The sequence below is a fragment of the Radiobacillus kanasensis genome, from assembly GCF_021049245.1.
In the GTDB taxonomy this organism is placed as follows: domain Bacteria; phylum Bacillota; class Bacilli; order Bacillales; family Amphibacillaceae; genus Radiobacillus; species Radiobacillus kanasensis.
In genome coordinates this window covers 3295372-3316255 of record NZ_CP088020.1, presented here as the reverse complement: position 1 = coordinate 3316255, position 20884 = coordinate 3295372, and the positions used below count along the sequence as shown (strand labels likewise).

The following is a 20884-nucleotide window of genomic DNA, read 5'->3' as shown; positions in this document are numbered from 1 at the left end:
GAAAAGTGAATCAGGAATTACTACTTCAAATGAGCAGTATTAGGAAATCATTTAATCAGGTGGAAGTACTACATGGTGTTGATTTCCATGTAAAAAAGGGTGAGATACACGCTTTACTCGGAGAGAATGGTGCTGGCAAATCAACCTTGATGAATATTCTTGGTGGGGTATTAACACCGGACGAGGGGTCCATATATATGGATGGACAAAAGGTTTCCATGGATACTCCTCGCAATTCACAGCAACGGGGAATTAGCTTTATCCATCAGGAACTGAATGTGGTAACGGATTTAACGGTTTATGAAAATATGTTTCTAGGATCAGAGCTTCGTAATAAATTTGGGATTGTAAATGTAAAACAAATGTGTGAACGAACTAATGAAGTTTTAAAAAAGCTAGGTGTCTCTGTGAATCCAAAAACGTATGTCCGCGACTTAGAAACTTCGTATAAGCAATTGATTGAGATTGGAAAAGCATTATTAAAAAATTCCAATATTATAATCATGGATGAACCAACAACCTCACTAACGGATCATGAAATCGAAAAGCTATTCGAATTAATGCGTTCACTGAAGGAATCCGGGGTTTCTATCATATACATTTCCCACAAATTAAAAGAAATTCAGTCTGTTTGTGATCGATACACGATTTTGCGAGATGGAGAATTTATTAAAAGTGGCGAGATGAAGAAAACTACAATTGATGAGATAACACAACTCATGGTCGGAAAATCGGTTTCAACGGATGCCTTGCAACAAACTAAGAAGCATGGAGAAGCTGTATTGACGGTCCAAAACTTAACAAGTTCCTCCTTCCGCCAAATAAACTTCTCTGTATCTAAAGGAGAAATAGTAGGTTTTACTGGTCTAGCTGGTGATGGAAGGACAGAATTGTTTGAAAGCATTTTTGGGTATCGCCAAAATTTCACAGGTTCTGTTGAAGTATTCGGAAAGTCAGTTAAATTAACTCATCCGAGTAAAGCGGTGAAAGCAGGAATTGGTCTAGTTCCAAAAAATCGAAAGGAAAACGCAATCGTAAAAGACCTAAGCGTAATCCATAATATGAGTCTTTCTTCCATGAATCATTTTGAAAAAGGAGGGCTTATCAGTGATAAAAAAGAATATGAACGATTTTTACACTATAGAAAACAGCTAAATATTAAAGTCAGTGATCCTCATGCCCCCATTGACGCTCTAAGTGGAGGTAATCAACAAAAGGTCGTCATTGCAAAATGGCTAGAACAGGATTCTGATGTTTTAATTTTTGATAATCCGACTCAAGGCATCGACGTCGGGGCGAAAAGTGAAATTTATCAGCACATTATTCACTTGGCTAAACTAGGAAAGGCCATCATTATTCTTTCCTCAGAAGCGCCAGAGATACTGAGAATCTGTGATCGAGTACACGTCATGTTTCAAGGGGAAATAACAGGGACTTTTAATGGCTTAGAAACTAGTGAAGAAGAAATTATGAAATATGCAACAGGTGCAGTGAAGGGAGGAGAGAGAGTTGGTTAATCTACAGATGGAAGAAAACACTATGCCCCCAAAGCATAGACTCAGAAGCCTTTCATGGATACGGAGTGATTATAGCGTTGTAATCGCTTTTTTAATCATTGTGATAATTGCTTCCATAATGAATAGTAGATTTTTAGAGATCCAGAATATGTTGAACATCATGATGCAAGTTTCAGCCATTGGTATTATTGCATTAGGTATGACAGTGATAATGCTTTCAGGTGGTATCGATTTATCGGTGGGATCTTCCTTAGCATTAATTGGTGTCCTAACAGTGATGGCTTTGAATGCAACGGATAATGTTTTTGTAGGAATACTGACTGCCTTAGCAGCAGGTACGATAATAGGGCTCATGAACGGTATGCTAATCGCAAAAGGAAAGATTGCCTCCTTCATTGCAACACTTGGAATGATGGCTGGTGCTAGATCGATTGCCCTTTATATTGCAGATGGGGGGAGTCAAACAAGCGAAGTTTCTGCTTTCATGAATATATCGAACAGTTCGCTTGGAATGATTGATTACCCTATTATATTCTTTTTACTATTAACTGCTGCTATTTATGTGCTCATGCACAAAACGAGGTTTGGTCGTTATGTATATGCGATAGGAAGTAATGAAAAGGCTGCTTTGTTATCTGCCATTCGGGTAGATCGGATTAAGATAGGAGTCTATACATTAGGCGGTTTAATGGTTGGAATTGCTGCTTTAATTGAAACGTCTCGACTAAATTCTATTTCCTCATCTAGTTCGGGAAATTTATACGAGTTAGACGCCATAGCAGCCGTTATCATCGGTGGAACAAGAATGACTGGTGGGCGAGGAAAAGTAATAGGAACCTTCTTTGGGGTATTACTACTAGGAGTATTAAATAATATGATGAATCTAATGAATATCTCTCCATATTTACAAGGATTGGTTAAAGGATTGATCATTATTATAGCGGTACTATTCCAAAAACGAGAATAGGAGGAAATGCTGCATGCAGAAGATAAATGTAGGGATTATTGGTTGTGGATCCATTGCAAGACTTCGACATGTTCCTGAATATATGGCCAATCCGTTTGTAGATCAAATTTATTTTTACGATCGGAATGTCGAAAGAGCGAGACAGCTTGCTAATACCTGTTCTGGTCAGGTTGTTGAAACAATAGAAGAACTCTTTCAGAATCCTTCTATAACAGCAATAAGTGACTGCTCTTCCAATGATTCTCACCATATTTACTCTACAGAAGCATTATTATATGGTAAACATGTTCTTTGTGAAAAGCCTATAGCCATTACGGTTGATCATGCAAACCTTATCATTGATGCCCAAAAAAAATCCAACAAAATATTAATGGTTGATCACAACCAACGATTCAATAAAGCGCATCAAAAAGCGAAAGAAATCCTATCCTCCAAACAACTAGGAGAAGTATTAACATTTAAAACTACTTTTGGCCATAGGGGACCAGAATATTGGGGGATAAACAAGTCGTCTAGTACTTGGTTCTTTAAAAAGAATCGTTCCCATACAGGAGTTGCGGGTGATTTAGGCATTCACAAAATAGACTTAATTCACTACTTACTGGATGATGATATACAGGATATTCAAGCTTTTCATGGTGCTTTAGATAAAAAGGATGAGAATCAACAACCAATTGAGGTATGCGATAATGTTGTTTGTATCATGAAAACAAAACGAGGAAGAATAGGAACTGGATCCTTCTCATGGACATACTATGGCTCGGAGGATAATAGTACCATTATATATTGTCAGAAAGGGATATTAAAGATTTACTATGAACAGGAGCATCAGTTAGTCGTAGAACATAGTAATGGAGATATGGAGAAGTACAAGGTTGAAGGGATTCAAACAAACGATAATCAAACGAATACCGGAATAGTGGATCATTTTGTTGATTGTATTCTCCGTGATAGACAGCCAATTATTACAGGAGATGATGCATTGACATCCTTAAAAGTCATAGAAGAACTTCTGAATGTAAAGCAAAACCAGATGAGCTGACTCATCTGGTTTTTGTTATCGTTCTATGATTAAAATTTACCGTATCCAGCAAAGTGACCTTTCCAATACGTATTACTCAAGCTTGTAAGCTGAACCCCACTAGAAGCAGCGTGCACGAACGAGTTGTTTCCTACAAAGATACCCATATGACTGATGCCGCTCTTATAAGTGTCTTTAAAGAAAACGAGATCCCCAGGTTCTGGACTGCTGATTTTTGTAGCCATGTTGTAATAGCTTGCTGCAGATAGACGAGAAATTTTCTTCCCAACCTGGTTGTGTGTGTAGTAAATAAACCCACTACAGTCGAATCCACCAGGAGCATTTCCAGCCCACTTGTAAGGTGTGCCGATGTGTTTTTTTGCTTCTGCAACTAAGGCTGTTTTATAAGACTGTTGTGTTGTCGGTGGTACAGGTGTTGAGGTGGCTGAACCGCTAACTTTTAAAACTTGTCCAACATAAATCGTATTAGAGCTTAGGTTATTCAACGACTTTAATTGAGAGACAGATAGATTATGAGCTCTGCTGATTGCCCAAAGGCTATCTCCCGATTTAACTGTATAAGTGCTTGCACTTCCATCTGTATTTGTAATAGAAGTTGTTTCTCTTGTTGTTTCAAGCGTTTGACCAGGATAAATAGTGTATCCAGAAAGATTATTTATAGTTTGTAATTCACTAATACTCACATTATAAGTTTGAGAGATTCTCCAAAGGCTGTCACCAGATTTTACCGTATAAGTAGCAGCATCCGCTTTACTTGAAAATCCAGTGGATAAAACAAAACTAGTAGCAACAGTGATCAATGTCTTTGTTGTTTTTTTCATGAATGTTTTGTTCACTCCTTGAGTTTGTCATTTTGATATCCAGAGTATAGCATGTGCTTTGTCGAAAAATATTGAATGTAATCGATTTGTAACCATAATACAGTGTTATGGACATAATCGTAGATAAAAATGGTAGGTTAGTAGAAATATGAGAGGAACAATTCATTTTTTGTAGTATTTCAATGTCTGGATTAGGATTACATGGGGTTATAGTTGAAGAAATGTAAAAAAGAACACATAGCCTGTGTCCCTTTCTAATTCTGTTCCTTTAATAATTTTTTTGCTTGTTCAAATATAATTTCAGCAATTTCTTGATGGCCTTTATCATTAGGATGCCAGTTATCACTTAATCCATTGTATGTAACGAGTTTATCTGGTCCACAAGTGTCCGTTCTGTTCATCCACACATTTTGTATGTTAGCGACTGCGATATCCCTTTCTTCTGCTACTGCTTTAATAATATGATCATACTTCAAAGAATCCTGGCCTCGATTCCAAGTTGTAACCAGTATAATCTTAGGGTTGCTTGGAGCTTGTTGGAGCCGTTCTACTAAGTGCCAGAGGAGCATCTTAAATTCTTCTGGTGGAACATAAGCTTTTTTATTTCTATTTGAATCATTGGTCCCAAATTCGATAGTTATGAGGTCAGGGTGTTCCATTATTATTTTTGAGATATTTGGCATTGCCGCATCTTTTAATCCTGCTCCTGCTACTCGAACACCGTTCTTTGTAATAACGTTATATCCCAACCCCTTTTGTATGAACTGAGATAAAATAGAAATATAACTTTTATCTTTTGTAGTAGCATGCCAGCCTTCCGCTAAGCTATCGCCGATGGGAATATAAATGAGTCTTTTGGTATCTGGTTCGTTTTCTAGTGCTTCTACCCCTCCATACTTATACAATAAGAATGAACTCGCTATTAGAACACATAAAATGATTGTAACTATTGCTTTGCTGCTCATGCTATTACACCTCCAAACCTTATATATACCTGTATTATTCTTCAAGTTAGATGTATCATTCGTACGAAAAACAAGGACAAAAAAATAACCTTGGGTACAAACCCGAGGTTATTAATATAAACGTTTGAATCCATCAAAGTGCTGGTTCCAATAAGAATTCGTTAAACTAGATGTAGTTACACCCGTTTCACCCGCATGGATAAAAGTATTGTTACCTGCATAAATCCCAACGTGAGAAATTCCTTTTTTATACGTGTTTTCAAAAAACACTAAATCACCAAGTTGAGGTTTGTTTACATAGAAAGAACGGTTGTAATAGCCTTCACTAGAATATCTTGCTATATCTTTACCAGCTAGATTGAACACGTGAAAAATAAATCCACTGCAATCAAAGCCCACCGGTGTGGATCCACCAAACTGATATGGGGTTCCAAATAATGCAGTTGCTTCAGCTATCAACTTCGTAACATTATAATCACCTTGATCCGAAGGAACTTCATTTGGTAGCGGTGTTGGAAGAGCTACTTCTTTCGCTACTTTTGAAATTTTTAATTTCTGCCCGACGTAAATACTATCCGTTTTCAGTTTGTTCCATTTTTTAAGGTCCTCAACCCCAATCTTATAGGTCTGACTAATCTTCCAAAGAGAGTCACCAGCTTTAACTGTATATACAGTAGTGGAGATTGGTTTAGAAATGGAAGGCTTCGGATTTGTGACTGGTTTAGGTTTCACTACTGGCTTTGGTTGTGGTTTTGGTGCAGTATTAGTTTTTTTAGGAGTAGTGACCTTACTTGAAACTATCAATACATTTCCAGGATAAATCACAGTGGATTTAAGTTTATTCCATTCAATTAGCTGCTTAAGTGTTATTTTATGCTTTGCTGCAATTTTGCTTAAGGAATCACCGGATTTTACCTTATATGTAGATGTTGTACCTGTTGCTTTTGACTTTGTTACTGTCTTCTTAACCGTTGGCTTTTTAGTAGCTTTAGAAGAAGTTTTTGCAGTTGCCACGGTAAGAACCTGGTTGGGAAACACAACCGTACTTTTTAATTTGTTCAGTGTTTTTAATTGTGTAACGCCTGTATTATATTTTTGGGCAATCCGCCATAGCGAATCGCCTTTTTTCACTTTATAAGTAGCAGCATCAATCGGAGTAGCAAATATTGTAGTAGCTACAACCGCAGTCGCGGCAACGGATAATATCGTCTTTTTCTGCATCTAATCGCACCTCGTAATATGACCACGAATTTTCCATTATTATAGCATGTTTTGTAAAAATATAGATGTAAAATTTTCCTTAATTATAAGAAATAGCTTGACTGCCAATTTGCTCCCACCCAGCGATAAAATCTTCTCTGGAAACCTTCCTATTTTTAATCATAGCAAGGGGATCATTAAAATAGATGTATTGATCATCGTAACCAGTTACTAGTACGGAATGTTCCTTATAAGTAATCTGAATTTCTCCATTAGAAGTATTCCAAGTTTCCCAATAGCCATTCGACAGATGACTGAATGTGGTGTTATTAATCACCCAAACAGGCTTTCCTGCGTTTAGTTGATTGATAACAGCATCGAATGATTGGCCAGTAAGATCGACAATACTACTTAAATATTTCTTTCCTAATTCTGCAATCGGTCCGTGGTAGACGCCTAGGCCAGGCTCATCAAAGGTGTACATATTTCCAACGAAGCCATTGTAAGGATTCCCTCTTAGTCCGTTCTCTTCAAAAGGGACTCTGATTACTTCCTCTGCTAATGTCATTTTGTCTACACTTACTCCCGCGAATTGTAATAGCATGGCCAAGCTAGTTACTTCACAGCCTCTAGGTAGCAGAGGCATCTGATTAATAAGTGGAGCATCTACTATTACTTTCAATTCAGATTGTTTAGTTGGTTCAAATTCTTCTACTATACTGGAGGATATCCATCCTTCTTTCCCTTTTGCGGAGATATAGTACCAATCCGAATCACCAAGGTTTGCTTTTTGACTTGCTTCTACTTTCGTATCATAGAAAAGAGAGAATACTTTTTCGTGCTTGGTGCTTGGTCCTTTACGTAAGTTAGCTTCAGCAACTGTGATCTCATAAGTCTGCTCATGTTCGGTTGTTGAGTAATCCGTGGTTGGAGCTCCTTCCTTTTGTTTCTCTTCTAGCGCAGCTGTAGAGGCTAATGGAACCTTCTTTGAAGTGGTCAATAGTTCTAACTTTTGTTCTGCCCTTCGTTCTAAGTCTACTTCCTGTATGTGTTCCACTGTTTTTGAAGATGCTTCTGTTTTGATTTCTTCTTTGGACTCTTTGAACTTCTCCTTCTCTTTAGTTTCTTCAACTGCTACAGACTGCCCACAAGCAGTCAAAATGAGTGAAATTAATACAATAAATGCAATTTTCCTTTTCTTCATGAGTGCCCCCTTTAGATTACTTTCAATTTAAAACAAATTTTACCAATTTTAGATAATTATCTACTAATTTAATAGATTGATAGAAAAAAAGCAATTATTTGTAAGTAAGCGTATCTTTGGCAAGAAAAGGGTAATCCTTCTATAATAAGAAACTAATGGTGAATTCAACAGAGGAGGAATGTTTAATGACAACTCTTTCCGGGTTAAAGCAAGAAGTAAAAGAAAACCGTAAGCCAGAATATGATGCCGATCCGTTATTTGTGAATCGCTGGTCACCAAGATCCTTTAGTGATAAGAAGGTATCTGAGGAAACATTACTAGGAGTTCTGGAGGCAGCTCGCTGGGCCCCGTCTGCCATGAACCTACAACCGTGGAGATTTATTGTAGCAAGAACAGAGGAAAATCGTGAAAAGTTTCAATCGTTTGTTATGGAAGGAAATCAGGCATGGTCGAAAAAAGCACCTGTCCTCATCCTACTAGTATCTGAAAAAGAAAGAGATGGGAATGAAATTGGAACACATGCTTTTGATACTGGAGCCGCTTGGGGTTTTCTATCGTTACAAGCCGCCCAAAAAGGTTTGATTACCCATGCGATGGGTGGCATCTATAAAGATAAAGCAAAAGAGGTTTTAGACATCCCAGATCATTTTGAAGTTCAAGCTTTAGTTGCGCTTGGGTATCAAGGAGTTATGGAAAACCTACCAGAAAACCTACAAGAAAGAGAAAAACCTTCGGATAGAAGAAAAGTTAAGGAATCTGCGTTCGAGGGTACTTTTGGGAAAGAACTAGTATAGTGATTTTGAATATGTAGGTCCTATTTAAGGAAGAAAATTTAATTTCATGATAGGTAGCATGCCAAATTGTAACTTGTTGGTATGCTATTTCTTTTCTATTATGATCACCACAACCTTTTATATAGTTGATATAATAGAACGAAGAGGTGATGAGATGATTAATAAAGAGATTACACAAATGTTATCATCTTTATTTGACGAGAAATTGCAGCCATTAAATGAATGGATGGCAGGATAGAGAGAAGGGGGCCAGCAAGTAATTATTGAAAAGTTAGGTAGCTTATCAAAACAAGTTGCTGAAAACAGAAAAACAAACAAGCTTTAAGGAAATATCCGTTAAAGTAGCTGAGCATGATACTGACATAAAGATATTTAAAAAATTCATATCGAATTAGAGGAAAAACTGATAAGTTATTCGGTCTTTTTTGTAATTTTAAATTATCTCCCCCAATCAAACACCTTTATTTAACAAAAATGGACAATTCTTATTAAAAGTATCTTATGTTACCCTTCTCAAATCTATGTTATAATTTCGACATAATGTGCAACGGACATATAATAGAGAATATACATGGTTGTTATGTATGGGGGGATCACGATGGGAGAAACGATTTCGTTGAAAGAAATATTCGAAACAATTAAGAAGAGGTTACTATTAATCATACTTCTTACGATAGGTGCAGCAATAGTAAGTGCAGGTGTTACGTATTTCGTGATGACACCAACCTATCAATCTAGCTCACAGTTTATTGTCAATCAGAAAGAATCCGCACAAATGGGTGTAGATGTAAATGAAATTCGCTCTAATATCGAAATTATAAATACGTATAACGTTATTATAAAAAGCCCTGCTATTCTACAGGATGTGGCAGATGAATTGAATCTATCGTTGACAGCGGATCAGCTAGCAGAAATGATTCAAGTTTCTAGTGAACAGAATTCTCAAGTTGTTACAGTAACAGCAACGGATGAAAGTCCGAAACAGGCAGTTGATATCGCAAATACTACGGTTAGCGTGTTCAAAGAAAAGATACCGACACTAATGAACGTAGATAATGTAAACATTCTGTCAGAGGCTTTCGTTCCAGATGATCCAAGTCCAGTGAATCCAAAACCATTATTAAACATGGCAGTTGCTGTTGTATTAGGCATAGTGGTTGGAGTGGGACTCGCCTTTTTACTTGAGTATTTAGATAACACGATAAAGACAGAAATTGATGTTGAGCAAAGACTAGATATTCCAGTCTTAGGAGTAATACCACATATTAGAGAAGATGATTTAATTAACACTGCTTTTACTCAACAAGTGGCTCGCAGAGGAAGGGGAGAATTTGATGGCCAGAAGAAAAAGACAGTTTAAAAATAACACGTCGAGATATTTAATTACAAAGGTTAACCCACGTTCTCCTATATCTGAACAATTTAGAACAATAAGAACAAATCTTCAATTTGCATCTGTTGATGAACAACTTAAAACACTTTTGGTTACATCGTCTGGACCTTCAGAAGGTAAATCCTCAACAGTTGCGAACCTTGCTATCGTTTTTGCACAGTCAGGAAAAAAAGTACTACTTGTAGATGCAGATCTTAGAAAACCAACTTTGCATTATACTTTTCGGTTAGATAACCGTAAAGGTCTTAGCAGTGTGTTAGTAGGGGAACTGGGACTGATTCAAAGTATTGTTCCAAGTGATATTGATAACCTCGACTTACTAGCGTGTGGACCGATTCCTCCAAACCCTTCTGAGTTACTGGGCTCAAAAGTGATGGGAATGTTAATAAATGAGGCATCTGAGCTTTACGATCTGATTGTTTTCGATACGCCACCTGTACTTGCAGTAACGGATGCTCAAATACTAGCTGACCAATGTGATGGTGCGTTGCTCGTTGTTCGTAGTAAGCAAACAGAGTATGAAGCAGCTCAGAAGGCTCAAGAGCTTTTAAACCCAGCCAAAGCAAAGTTGTTAGGTGCTGTTTTAAACGACCGTGAGCAGAAGAAAGCTAGCTACTATTACTATGGTACGAATTAGACTCCTTGAGTAGGAGTCTTTACTTGGAACAAAATTATTATGAAATCAAGATAAAACTCCTATTCCTGTGGTGAAAGCCATTGAATGAAATCGGGATTTGCCTAAAGAATTGCGATAGAAAGAATTAGTGCAAAATCATAGTGTTATTCTATCATTTCCCAATTTTATGTAAATTTACCGTTTCATCTACATTAGCTTCCTGCTATACTAGTGCTATCTTACCAGATAAAACGAAAATTTTAGTAGGAGTGAACCCATATGATTGATATTCATTGCCATATACTTCCAGGTTTAGACGACGGTGCAAAACATACTGCTGACAGTGTACAAATGGCTAAAGAAGCCGTATTGCATGGTATTCACACTATAATTGCAACCCCTCATCACCAAAATGGAAAATATACTAACACTAAAAATAATATTTTAATAGAAGTAAATCGCCTAAATAAAAGGTTGGAAGAGGAAGATATCCCATTAACCGTCTTATCAGGACAAGAATCTCGCATAAGTGGAGATATGGTTGAAGGCATAAAGAATGGACAGCTTCTTTGCTTAAATGAAACAAGTTGTTATATCTTTTTGGAATTACCATCCAATCATGTACCTCGTTATACTCAGCAACTATTATTTGATTTACAGCTAGAAGGATATAAGCCTATCATTGTTCACCCCGAGAGAAATAAGGAATTAATAGAAAATCCAAATATTCTGTATGAGTTAGTTAAAAAAGGAACTCTGACGCAGATTACAGCGGCTAGTATAGTCGGAAAATTCGGAAAAAAGATACAGAGGTTCTCTCAGGATCTAATTGAACATAATCTTACACACTTTCTTGCGTCGGATGCCCACAATACAACTTCACGGGGATTTTGTATGGCTGAATCAATTAATGAAATAGATAAGACTTATGGTAATAATATGGTCTACTTTTTTATGGAAAATGCGCAGACCTTGATACAAGGTGGGAATGTTATTGGAGACGTTCCTACTAGGTTAAAAAAGAAGAAGTTTTTGGGGTTGCTTTGATTAAAGATAAATTTTGTGAAGTAATCATTAGATTCACTCTTTTACTAGATATTTTATTCACTACTTGATATAGGAGGAGTCTTAAATGAAAAAGATCAGAAAAGCAATCATTCCTGCAGCAGGTTTAGGAACCCGTTTTTTGCCAGCGACAAAAGCTATGCCGAAAGAAATGTTACCTATAGTAGACAAGCCTACTATTCAATATATTGTCGAAGAAGCTGTGGCTTCTGGTATTGAGGATATTATTATCGTCACTGGTAAAGGGAAACGTGCGATTGAGGATCATTTCGATGCTTCTCCTGAGCTGGAGCGTAATCTTGAGGAGAAAGGAAAGCTAGATTTACTTGCAAGAGTTCAATACTCGTCAAATTTAGCTGACATTCACTATATCAGGCAAAAAGAACCAAAAGGATTAGGACATGCTGTATGGTGTGCTCGAAATTTTATTGGGGATGAACCGTTTGCAGTTTTACTTGGTGATGATTTAGTGGACTCAGATGTACCTTGTCTAAGTCAAATGATAGGTGTATACGATAAACACCAACATAATCTGTTAGCTGTCCAAAAAGTGGAAACAGAGAATCTGAAAAAATATGGAGTTATCGGATATGATAGAACATTTGATAATGTCTATGCTGTAAACAGAGTAGTAGAAAAGCCAAGGGAAACACCCCCTTCCGATTTAGCGGTAATTGGAAAATATATCTTAGAGCCAAGTATATTTGATTTGTTAGATAAAACAATACCGGATGAACGTGGAGAGATTCAACTTGCAGACGCTCTGAACGAGATAGCATTACAAGGAAAATTGCACGCATATGAATATATAGGGAGAAGATATGATGTAGGGGATAAAATTGGTTTTTTAAAGGCTAATTTAGAATTCGCACTACAGAGGGAAGAAATGAATACTGAATTCTTTGATTATCTCAAGAACCTAATGAACAAAAACATAATAAAATCATAGCTAGAACTAATAAAACTTGTTCACTTGATTTTTGTGTATAGAAAGGTAGATTTTTTTGAAAAAAATATGCATGGTTGCTTACACGCATTATTTATCTGATCCCAGGGTAAGAAGGGAAGCTGAAGCTTTAGTAGAAAGAGGAGATGAAGTGGATGTTATATGTTTAAAGGATAAAGAAGGGATTGCTGAAGTTAATGGCGTAAATACAATTGGCCTAAATGTTAAAAGATATAGAGGAGAGGGTCTAGTAAGTTATTTTTTAAGTTATTTACATTTTTTTTTCAGGGCGTTATTAGTTCTAACACTTCTTTATCGTAAAAAAAGATACCATTGTATCTATGTCCATACATTGCCGAATTTTATGGTTTTTACAGCAATTATACCTAAACTATTGGGTGCTAAGGTTATTTTGGATATGCATGATTTAATGACTGATTTATTTGCTACTAAGTTTAATGGTAAAGGATTAAAGTTATCTTTATTGTATTTAGAAGAAAAAATTAGTATGAGTTTTTCTGACCATATCATAACAGTGCATGATCCTTATAAGGCGATTTTAATTTCTCGTGGAATTAAACCTGAAAAAGTTACTGTTATCATGAATGTTCCTGATACAAAATTATTTCCCTCACCAACGGTGCAATTATTAGACGACAATAAAGAAAAATTTAAAATAGTATATCATGGTTCAGTAGTAGAAAGGTATGGGATAGATTTAGTTGTAAGATCCTTGTCTAGTATTAGGGAAGAACTAGGAGATGTTAGATTTTATATTTATGGTAACGGCGACTATGTTACAAAATTACAAGAGTTAATAAAAGAGCTAAGAGTTCATGATTTAGTACTTTGCGAAGGAAAGAGATACCCAGTAGATAAAATCCACAAACTCATATCTGATGCAGACCTAGCAATTGTACCTAATAGATTAGATGGTTTTACCAAACATATACTCCCAACAAAATTAGTGGAGTATGTTGCGTTAGGAATTCCTATAATATCTTCAAAGTTACCCACACTATCCTCTTATTTCTCAGATGAGATGATAATGTATTTCGAACCAGGGAACCTAGCAGACTTAACAAGCAAAATTAAACTTGTGGTCAATGGAAATATAGATACAAGGAAGTACGCTGTTAACGCTAAAAGTTTTCTTGTTGATTATAACTGGGAAATTATGAAACAAAAACAGTATGCTGTTATCGATAAGTTAACATGAAATAGGATTCAGAGTTGAATTTATATACATTTATTACATGGAGGCATTAATATGCAAAATGTTACAGTTGTAGGTTTAGGGAAGATTGGACTGACATTAGCAGCTCAATTCGCCAATCGTGGATTTTTTGTAAGAGGTGTTGATATCAATGAGGCAGTTGTTGATAGTGTAAACAAGGGTATTTCACCAATAGTTAATGAACCAGGTTTGTCAGATCTTTTAGAACAAACTTTTAAAAATAATACTCTAACGGCGACCACCAATACAGTAGAGTCTGTTCAACAATCAGAAATTGTAGTGGTAATCGTTCCGATTTTGATAAAAGAAAACAATGATACTGATTATCAATTTATGGATGCTGCAATGGAGTCAATTGGTAAAGGATTAAAAGAAAACACACTAGTTATTATTGAAACAACACTGTCAACTGGTGACACTAGAAACCGACTGGGTAAAAGGTTGGAGGAAGAATCCGGATTGAAAATGGGTATTAACTTTTCACTAGCCTATAGTCCAGAACGTGTGCAGTCAAATAGGATATTAAGTGACCTGAAATCTTACCCTAAAATTGTAGGAGGAATTGATGACAAGAGTCTGAACTTAGCCGCTGATTTTTATGAAAAAGCACTTCAATGTGAAGTTATAAAAGTAAGCAGTTTGGAAACAGCAGAGTTTACCAAGGTTGCAGAGTGTGTATACCGCGATGTTAATATAGCTCTAGCGAATGAATTAGCAATATATGCTGAAAAAAAAGGTGTTAACATGAAAGAAGTTAGGTACGCTGGAAATAGCGAGCCATTATCTAATATTCATGAGCCGGGTATAGGTGTAGGTGGTCATTGTATTCCTATATATCCTTATTTCTTCATTAATAGAGATCTGGGTAAAGGAATAATCACACTAGCTCGAGAGGTAAATGATAACATGTCACAATACGCTATAGAATTGATTGAAAAAGAGATTGGATCGGTTTCTAACCAAAATGTACTGATACTAGGGTTGGCATTTCGAGGAAATGTGAAGGAGCCTACGAAGTCGAGTACACTACTTGTGATTAAGGCTTTGAAAGAAAAGGGGGCAAATATATTTGTAAATGACCCACTTTTTACTAATGAAGAAATTGAAAAGTATGGTGTAACTGCTTTACCACTTGATGAGATTAAGAATGTGGATGTTGTCATTTTACAAGCTTTGCACAATGAATATAAAGACCTTGATTTTAAAAATCTTAAAAATGCAAAAGTTATTTTAGATGGTCGTAATGTTTTAAATCGAGAAAAAATTGAGGCTAATGGAATAAAATACAGAGGCATAGGTGTCCGTTAAAAAGGGGAAATGATTTATGAAGAATATTGCACCTGATGTTAAGTTGGGTGATAATGTAAAAATTTATGACTTCACTAATTTATATGGTTGTAGTATAGGAAATAATTCGAAAATCGGTACTTTTGTAGAAGTGCAAAAAGGTGTAGTAATAGGTGACCGTTGTAAAATATCAAGTCACTCCTTTCTTTGTGAGGGGATTACTATAGAAGATAATGTATTCATAGGGCATCATGTTGTTTTTACTAATGATATGTACCCAAGAGCTACTACCAAGGGTGGGGAAATTAAAACGGATAATGACTGGAAAGTTCTATATACAACAGTAAAAAGAGGTGCTTCCATTGGGTCTGGTGTGACAATATTGCCCGGAATCAACATTGGAGAGAATGCAATGGTGGGGGCGGGGAGTGTTGTTACAAGAGATGTACCACAAAACGCGATAGTTGTTGGTAATCCGGCAAAGGTAGTTGGCCAAGTTGAGTGAAAAGAGGTTTCTTAACAATGGCTAAAAGACTGTTAGATATAATTTGCTCTATATTTTTTCTTGTTCTTTTTTTTCCATTATTCATAATTGTACCAGTGATGATAAAAATAATGTCTAAAGGTCCTGTTTTTTTTAAACAAGAACGTATAGGTAAAGATGGAAATGCATTCCAAATGTTAAAGTTTAGATCGATGCACGTGAATAATGATTCTTCTCTCCATCAACAATATGTACAACATTGGATTAGAGAGTCTTTGAATACAACACAAATCAAGTCTGGCGAAGTAGTCTATAAAATCACAAATGATAGTAGAATTATTCCCTTTATTGGGAAGATAATTCGGAAGACGAGCATCGATGAAATACCACAATTTATAAATGTTTTAAAAGGTGAAATGAGCATTGTGGGTCCGAGACCTGCTTTGAAATACGAAGTTGATAAATATAAAGCTTGGCATAAAGAAAGATTAAGGGGTTTACCTGGTATTACAGGGCTTTGGCAAGTCTCTGGTAGAAATACCTTAACGTTTAATGAAATGGTAGAATTGGATAATTATTATTTGCGAAATCAATCTGTTTGGCTCGACATAAAAATCATATTAAAAACACCATTGGCTATGTTTTTAGGTAATGGTTTCTAAGGGGGAAATTGGATGTTAACAGCAGGAGTAATTGGGTGTGGATATTGGGGGCCAAATTTAATTAGAAATTTAGATGCTATTAAAGATGTAAAGTTAAAATATATTGCAGACTTAGATCCGGTTAATCTAGCAAAAATGAGAGATAAATATCCTTATGTATTAACAGTCGATGATTATACTCAGCTTTTAAAAGATGAAGAGGTAGACATGATTTTAATTGCTACTCCTGTAACTACTCACTTTAGATTTGCTAAAGAAGCGCTAGAGCATGGGAAGCATGTGTTTGTTGAAAAGCCTTTAACTGACAGTGTGGAATCATCAAAAGTACTTTGTTCACTAGCAGATCAAAAAGGATTAACTTTAATGACTGGTCATACTTTTGTATATACTGGTGCTGTTCGTAAAATGAAAGAGATTATTGATTCTGGCGAAATTGGCGATGTCTTACAAGTATCTTCTCAAAGACTAAACCTTGGCTTGTTTCAACGTGATACAAATGTGATATGGGATTTGGCACCGCATGATATATCGATTATTAATTACCTAATGGGTGATGTTGAACTTGATAAACTAGATGTAGAAGCAAACTGCAATATTCACCCTCATTACGAGGATAGTGCTTATCTACACTTAACATATAAAAATAACGTTAAAGCAAATATTCATTTGAGTTGGCTACACCCTGAAAAGGTACGAAAGTTCTCAGTAATAGGAAGAAATGGAATGCTTGTTTATGATGAGGTCGAACCAATAGAAAAAGTTAAACTATACAGAAAAAGTGTTGTAATGCAAGTAAACGATCGAGCACATGCGCAATATGAGTATTATCAAGATAGTGGTAAAGCAATCGATTTAGATCAAAAAGAAGCTTTATATGTTGAACTAAAACATTTCGTCGAATGTATTAATACTGGAATGTTGTCAAATAGTAATGGGTATGAAGGACTGAAAATTGTAAAAGTCTTAAGATTAACAGATAAGTTATTAAAATTTAAAAAAGAAAAAAAGACAACAACACTAGTATAGAGGTGGGCTTTATGGTAACTGTTCCGTTTTTAGATTTGAAAATACAATATGAAAGTATTGAAGATGAAGTAATGTCGGCGGTGAAAAAGGTATTTAGCCAAGCAGCATTTATTGGTGGAGACGAAGTGCAAAAGTTTGAAGAGGAATTTGCAAATTACTCTCAAGCACAATACTGTGTGGGAGTAGCAAACGGAACTGATGCTTTATGGTTAGCGCTAAAAGCGTTAGGTGTTGGACAAGGTGATGAGGTCATAACTGCAGCAAATACTTTTATTGCAACAGTTGAAGCAATTTCTGCAGTTGGTGCAACACCAGTTTTAGTAGACTGTGACAAAAGCACCTATACAATTGATGTAACAAAAATAGAAGAGAGAATTACTGAAAAAACAAGAGCAGTTATACCAGTTCATTTATATGGTCAACCAGCTGATATGGACCCAATCATGAACATTGCCAAAAACTACAATCTAAAAGTCGTTGAGGATGCTGCACAAGCGCACGGTGCTGAATACAAAGGTAAAAGAGTTGGTTCAATTGGCGACATTGCTTGTTTTAGTTTTTACCCAGGTAAAAACTTGGGAGCCTATGGTGATGGCGGGGCTGTTGTAACTCATAATCAAGATCTAGCGACTAAAATTCGATTATTAAGTCAACATGGTAGTATTGAAAAATATGTGCACGAGGTACCTGGTTACAATAGCCGTTTAGACGGGGTTCAGGCAGCTATTCTTCGAATAAAGTTAAAGTACATTGAAGAGTGGACGAAGATGCGTAGAAAAAATGCAGAGATTTATAATAATCTTCTTAGAAATCCTGAAGTTACTAAACCTATAGAAGCTGAATATTCTCTCCATGTATTTCATTTATATGTGATTCGTACAAAGAGGAGGAAGGCTTTTATAAGTTATTTAAATGATAAAGGAATTCAAACCGGAATTCATTACCCAATCCCAGTGCATCTATCAAATGCTTATAAAGGACTTGAGATTCCTATTGGTACTTATCCAGTTGCTGAAAAATATGGAAATGATATCGTATCTTTGCCTTTGTTTCCAGAATTAACAAAGGAACAAATTAAGTTTGTCAGTAATGCGATCAATAATTTTGATAAAGATTATTAATATTATGAAAAGTTTTCCTTTTACCGTTAAAAGAACTATATTCTGATAAGAGTATAGTTCTACTTATTCGTAAACAATTACTATTTAATAATTTGTTGCCTATCCCTAAAATGCTGATTCCATGGAAAATTAGTAGAACGTTAATGTAGAAGGGGTTTGCCTGTAATGAGGTCAGTTATAGTTATTATTTTTTTGTCTATAGTAATAGGTTTAAGTGCAGTGTTATTTCCGGAAAGTATGCTTATAAGTATAGGATTAGTTGCAACGTATTTAATGTTGAACATTGCATCCAACTATCTATTTAGTAGGTTTGATGTTTTTTCACCAGAAATAACATATTCTGGTGTATATCTAGCGTATTTTTTTATTGGATCTCTTCCACTTTTAGGAGTAGATTACCTTTTTAAAAATGGTTTGTATTATTTAATTGGTATAGTTTCATTTTTATTAGGTGGACTATATCTGAAAATTATAAAAGTAAAAATGAATGAATTACAAATAAACTATCATTTATTAGCAATGTATGGTTTTTCTCTTTTTATAGTAGGACTAGTTTTTACGGTTGTTATCTTTGTTTCTTATGGAGTACCAATGCTAGAAGCAGAAAATGAAATAAGACACAATGTAAGCTCTTATTTTATGTATCTAGCACTCTTGAATTGGCTAGGTACTATCCTTTTTTATGCTAGTTCAATTAAATTAAGTAAATATCGATTGACTGTTCATGTAATGATTGGATTATCAGCATTCATATTATTTTTACTAGGGTACCGTACACCTCTTCTTACATTTTTGATTATTTTGCTGTTGATGAGACATTATTTAATACAAAGGATAAATATTAAAAAAATATTAATTATTTGCTTGCTTTTATTTATAATATTAGGTTCTTTTTCATACTTTCGTATTGTAGCACGAGATGGGACAGAGGTTTTCCAAGAAAAGTATGGATCTGTTATAAAAATGAACTTGCTTCAGCCTATAATTCCAGCATTATTAACTGTACAAGAGGGTCCTAAAATTTTTTATGAATTGAGGGGTAAAGTTCCGGATTTACAAGACTTCTACTATGGAAAAGTAATTAGTTCTTCATTTTTATCAATTTTACCTGGAGACAATTTAAGTGCTAGGCAATACGTGGGACTACTAACTGGGACTCGTTATATTAACGGAACCTTAAATACTATAACACCCTCAGTCCTCGGAAGTTTATATGTTGATTTTGGATTACTTGGTATTATCTTCGGTATGTTCCTTACAGGTGCATTATTACAATATTATTATAAATGCCTTAAGGTAAAACGAGATGTATTTTCTATTCTTATTTATAGTTACTTGCTAGTGATGAATTTGAATATTATTCATAGTGGATTCTTAGATCCGATTCATATTATGTTTTTGCTCCTGATATTTTTCATTAGATTTTTAGTTACAACGAGAGGAGGTTGAGTATGAGGATATTAATAATCTCTAATATGTACCCTAGTATGAATTCTCCTCAATTTGGGATTTTTGTTAAGGAGCAAGTAGATCAGCTGAAAAAGTTAACTACATCTATAAAGTTAAGCGTTAATACTAAACAAGGTGGTAGTAAAATTGAAAAAATCTTAAAATATGTTCTTCTCTATTTAAAATCACTTAGACTAATATTTACAGAAGATATTGATATAGTTCATATACACTATGCTTTTCCAACTGGATTACTAGTATTTCCAATTAAATGGTTCACGCGGAAAAAGGTAGTTATTACTGTTCATGGAAGTGATGCACATATTAAGTCATCAGTTGGACATTGGATATTAAAAAGAATATTTAACAATACTGATAGGATAGTGACTGTCAGCTATTATCTAAAGGATAGTATCGTTAGTGACTATGAAGTAAATGTTAAAAAGGTAAATACAGTAAATTGCGGTGTGAATAGAGAACTTTTTTATCCACGAGATAATAAAGAATTACGTCAAAAATACGATATTCAAATGAATAAAAAAGTTATTCTTTTTGTTGGGAATCTTCTGGTGAAAAAAGGTATTTATACTTTTGTTGAATTAATGAAAATATTCCCAGATAAACATGATACTATGTTCATTATTGTTGGAAATGGGCCAGAGAGAGAAAAGATTCATAAATTAACTGAAGGACTGGCTTCTAGAGTAAGAATTATTGGTTCAGTACCTAAAAGAGATGTTTCTGACTGGTTCAACATAGCAGATGTATTTGTATTGCCATCTTATAATGAAGGTTTTGGTTTAGTAGCTTTAGAAAGCATTAGTTGTGAGACCCCAGTAATTGCTACAAGAGTTGGGGGAATTCCTGAAATAATACAAGATGGCGTAAATGGTTATCTAGTTAATGTAAATAATGCAAATGCTATTAGTGAAAAAATAGACTACCTTTTTACAAATAATGATATACTTCAAAGAATGATCAAAGCATCTCATAAAACTGTAGAAGAAAATTCTATTGATCTTCAGGTGAAGAAACTTTTCGAAATCTATAAAAGTGTCATTAATAATATATAACAATAGAAAGAAGAG

Annotated in this window: 20 protein-coding genes; 16 read left to right on the top strand and 4 right to left on the bottom strand. The window is 35.1% G+C overall.

Annotated features, from left to right (window positions below; translation table 11 throughout):
• Nucleotides 1–5: 5 nt before the first annotated feature.
• The 3 genes from KO561_RS16980 to KO561_RS16970 are packed head-to-tail and all read left to right on the top strand — an operon-like array spanning nucleotide 6 to nucleotide 3526.
• Entirely contained in the window at nucleotides 6–1517 is a 1512-nt protein-coding gene (locus KO561_RS16980) for a sugar ABC transporter ATP-binding protein (RefSeq protein ID WP_331000802.1), read from the top strand.
• Nucleotides 1510–2484, top strand: coding sequence for an ABC transporter permease (locus KO561_RS16975; RefSeq protein ID WP_231094511.1), 975 nt, complete (start codon nucleotides 1510–1512; stop codon nucleotides 2482–2484). Before KO561_RS16980 ends, KO561_RS16975 begins: the two co-directional genes overlap by 8 nt.
• A gap of 13 nt (nucleotides 2485–2497) precedes the next feature.
• The gene (locus KO561_RS16970; RefSeq protein ID WP_231094510.1) at nucleotides 2498–3526 is read left to right on the top strand and encodes a Gfo/Idh/MocA family protein; all 1029 of its coding nucleotides are present in this window, start codon (nucleotides 2498–2500) and stop codon (nucleotides 3524–3526) included.
• 29 nt (nucleotides 3527–3555) lie between these two features.
• On the opposite strand, the gene KO561_RS16965 is transcribed toward KO561_RS16970, so the two are convergent.
• The 4 genes from KO561_RS16965 to KO561_RS16950 all read right to left on the bottom strand — a co-directional run bounded on the left by KO561_RS16965 (nucleotide 3556) and on the right by KO561_RS16950 (nucleotide 7716).
• Nucleotides 3556–4347, bottom strand: coding sequence for a C40 family peptidase (locus tag KO561_RS16965; RefSeq protein WP_231094509.1), 792 nt, complete (start codon nucleotides 4345–4347; stop codon nucleotides 3556–3558).
• 254 nt (nucleotides 4348–4601) lie between these two features.
• Complete coding sequence (locus tag KO561_RS16960; protein WP_231094508.1) at nucleotides 4602–5312, bottom strand: SGNH/GDSL hydrolase family protein; 711 nt, start codon at nucleotides 5310–5312, stop codon at nucleotides 4602–4604.
• A gap of 111 nt (nucleotides 5313–5423) precedes the next feature.
• Complete coding sequence (locus KO561_RS16955; protein WP_231094507.1) at nucleotides 5424–6533, bottom strand: C40 family peptidase; 1110 nt, start codon at nucleotides 6531–6533, stop codon at nucleotides 5424–5426.
• 79 nt (nucleotides 6534–6612) lie between these two features.
• Nucleotides 6613–7716 (bottom strand): C39 family peptidase, encoded by a 1104-nt coding sequence (locus KO561_RS16950; RefSeq protein ID WP_231094506.1) that lies wholly within the window; start codon nucleotides 7714–7716, stop codon nucleotides 6613–6615.
• Between the two features lie 185 nt (nucleotides 7717–7901).
• Between KO561_RS16950 and KO561_RS16945 the strand changes: the two genes are divergently transcribed.
• The 13 genes from KO561_RS16945 (at nucleotide 7902) to KO561_RS16880 (ending at nucleotide 20869) form a co-directional block, all read left to right on the top strand.
• Nucleotides 7902–8510, top strand: a complete 609-nt coding sequence (locus tag KO561_RS16945; protein WP_231094505.1) for a nitroreductase family protein — start codon at nucleotides 7902–7904, stop codon at nucleotides 8508–8510.
• 598 nt (nucleotides 8511–9108) lie between these two features.
• Nucleotides 9109–9870 carry a YveK family protein gene (locus tag KO561_RS16940; RefSeq protein WP_231094504.1) on the top strand — a complete coding sequence of 254 codons (762 nt, stop codon included), beginning with the start codon at nucleotides 9109–9111 and terminating at the stop codon, nucleotides 9868–9870.
• Nucleotides 9845–10540 (top strand): CpsD/CapB family tyrosine-protein kinase, encoded by a 696-nt coding sequence (locus KO561_RS16935; protein ID WP_231094503.1) that lies wholly within the window; start codon nucleotides 9845–9847, stop codon nucleotides 10538–10540. Before KO561_RS16940 ends, KO561_RS16935 begins: the two co-directional genes overlap by 26 nt.
• Before the next feature lie 258 nt (nucleotides 10541–10798).
• Entirely contained in the window at nucleotides 10799–11566 is a 768-nt protein-coding gene (locus KO561_RS16930; RefSeq protein WP_231094502.1) for a tyrosine-protein phosphatase, read from the top strand.
• Between the two features lie 85 nt (nucleotides 11567–11651).
• Nucleotides 11652–12533: a UTP--glucose-1-phosphate uridylyltransferase GalU gene (gene galU / locus KO561_RS16925; RefSeq protein WP_231094500.1), complete on the top strand. Its 882-nt coding sequence runs from the start codon at nucleotides 11652–11654 to the stop codon at nucleotides 12531–12533.
• Between the two features lie 55 nt (nucleotides 12534–12588).
• On the top strand, nucleotides 12589–13749 hold the full coding sequence (locus KO561_RS16920) for a glycosyltransferase family 4 protein (protein WP_231094498.1): 1161 nt from the start codon (nucleotides 12589–12591) through the stop codon (nucleotides 13747–13749).
• A 51-nt stretch (nucleotides 13750–13800) separates the two neighbouring features.
• Complete coding sequence (locus KO561_RS16915) at nucleotides 13801–15075, top strand: nucleotide sugar dehydrogenase (protein WP_231094497.1); 1275 nt, start codon at nucleotides 13801–13803, stop codon at nucleotides 15073–15075.
• Nucleotides 15076–15091: 16 nt separating this feature from the next.
• Nucleotides 15092–15559: an acyltransferase gene (locus KO561_RS20510; protein ID WP_331000801.1), complete on the top strand. Its 468-nt coding sequence runs from the start codon at nucleotides 15092–15094 to the stop codon at nucleotides 15557–15559.
• A 17-nt stretch (nucleotides 15560–15576) separates the two neighbouring features.
• Nucleotides 15577–16200 (top strand): sugar transferase, encoded by a 624-nt coding sequence (locus KO561_RS16900; protein ID WP_231094495.1) that lies wholly within the window; start codon nucleotides 15577–15579, stop codon nucleotides 16198–16200.
• Between the two features lie 12 nt (nucleotides 16201–16212).
• Nucleotides 16213–17226 carry a Gfo/Idh/MocA family protein gene (locus tag KO561_RS16895; protein WP_231094493.1) on the top strand — a complete coding sequence of 338 codons (1014 nt, stop codon included), beginning with the start codon at nucleotides 16213–16215 and terminating at the stop codon, nucleotides 17224–17226.
• An 11-nt stretch (nucleotides 17227–17237) separates the two neighbouring features.
• A complete protein-coding gene (locus tag KO561_RS16890; protein WP_231094491.1) occupies nucleotides 17238–18347 on the top strand; it encodes a DegT/DnrJ/EryC1/StrS family aminotransferase in 1110 nt (369 codons plus the stop codon).
• Nucleotides 18348–18512: 165 nt separating this feature from the next.
• On the top strand, nucleotides 18513–19796 hold the full coding sequence (locus KO561_RS16885; protein ID WP_231094489.1) for an oligosaccharide repeat unit polymerase: 1284 nt from the start codon (nucleotides 18513–18515) through the stop codon (nucleotides 19794–19796).
• A gap of 2 nt (nucleotides 19797–19798) precedes the next feature.
• Nucleotides 19799–20869, top strand: a complete 1071-nt coding sequence (locus KO561_RS16880; RefSeq protein ID WP_231094488.1) for a glycosyltransferase — start codon at nucleotides 19799–19801, stop codon at nucleotides 20867–20869.
• Nucleotides 20870–20884: the final 15 nt, after the last annotated feature.

Excerpts from the sequence above, each read along its gene's own strand:
- KO561_RS16950 (WP_231094506.1), bottom strand. The coding sequence starts at position 7,716 with ATGAAGAAAAGGAAAATTGCATTTATTGTATTAATTTCACTCATTTTG.
- KO561_RS16945 (WP_231094505.1), top strand. The coding sequence starts at position 7,902 with ATGACAACTCTTTCCGGGTTAAAGCAAGAAGTAAAAGAAAACCGTAAG.
- KO561_RS16970 (WP_231094510.1), top strand. The coding sequence starts at position 2,498 with ATGCAGAAGATAAATGTAGGGATTATTGGTTGTGGATCCATTGCAAGA.
- KO561_RS20510 (WP_331000801.1), top strand. The coding sequence starts at position 15,092 with ATGAAGAATATTGCACCTGATGTTAAGTTGGGTGATAATGTAAAAATT.
- KO561_RS16915 (WP_231094497.1), top strand. The coding sequence starts at position 13,801 with ATGCAAAATGTTACAGTTGTAGGTTTAGGGAAGATTGGACTGACATTA.
- galU (WP_231094500.1), top strand. The coding sequence starts at position 11,652 with ATGAAAAAGATCAGAAAAGCAATCATTCCTGCAGCAGGTTTAGGAACC.
- KO561_RS16960 (WP_231094508.1), bottom strand. The coding sequence starts at position 5,312 with ATGAGCAGCAAAGCAATAGTTACAATCATTTTATGTGTTCTAATAGCG.
- KO561_RS16880 (WP_231094488.1), top strand. The coding sequence starts at position 19,799 with ATGAGGATATTAATAATCTCTAATATGTACCCTAGTATGAATTCTCCT.
- KO561_RS16965 (WP_231094509.1), bottom strand. The coding sequence starts at position 4,347 with ATGAAAAAAACAACAAAGACATTGATCACTGTTGCTACTAGTTTTGTT.
- KO561_RS16940 (WP_231094504.1), top strand. The coding sequence starts at position 9,109 with ATGGGAGAAACGATTTCGTTGAAAGAAATATTCGAAACAATTAAGAAG.
- KO561_RS16955 (WP_231094507.1), bottom strand. The coding sequence starts at position 6,533 with ATGCAGAAAAAGACGATATTATCCGTTGCCGCGACTGCGGTTGTAGCT.
- KO561_RS16935 (WP_231094503.1), top strand. The coding sequence starts at position 9,845 with ATGGCCAGAAGAAAAAGACAGTTTAAAAATAACACGTCGAGATATTTA.
- KO561_RS16930 (WP_231094502.1), top strand. The coding sequence starts at position 10,799 with ATGATTGATATTCATTGCCATATACTTCCAGGTTTAGACGACGGTGCA.
- KO561_RS16890 (WP_231094491.1), top strand. The coding sequence starts at position 17,238 with ATGGTAACTGTTCCGTTTTTAGATTTGAAAATACAATATGAAAGTATT.
- KO561_RS16885 (WP_231094489.1), top strand. The coding sequence starts at position 18,513 with ATGAGGTCAGTTATAGTTATTATTTTTTTGTCTATAGTAATAGGTTTA.
- KO561_RS16900 (WP_231094495.1), top strand. The coding sequence starts at position 15,577 with ATGGCTAAAAGACTGTTAGATATAATTTGCTCTATATTTTTTCTTGTT.
- KO561_RS16895 (WP_231094493.1), top strand. The coding sequence starts at position 16,213 with ATGTTAACAGCAGGAGTAATTGGGTGTGGATATTGGGGGCCAAATTTA.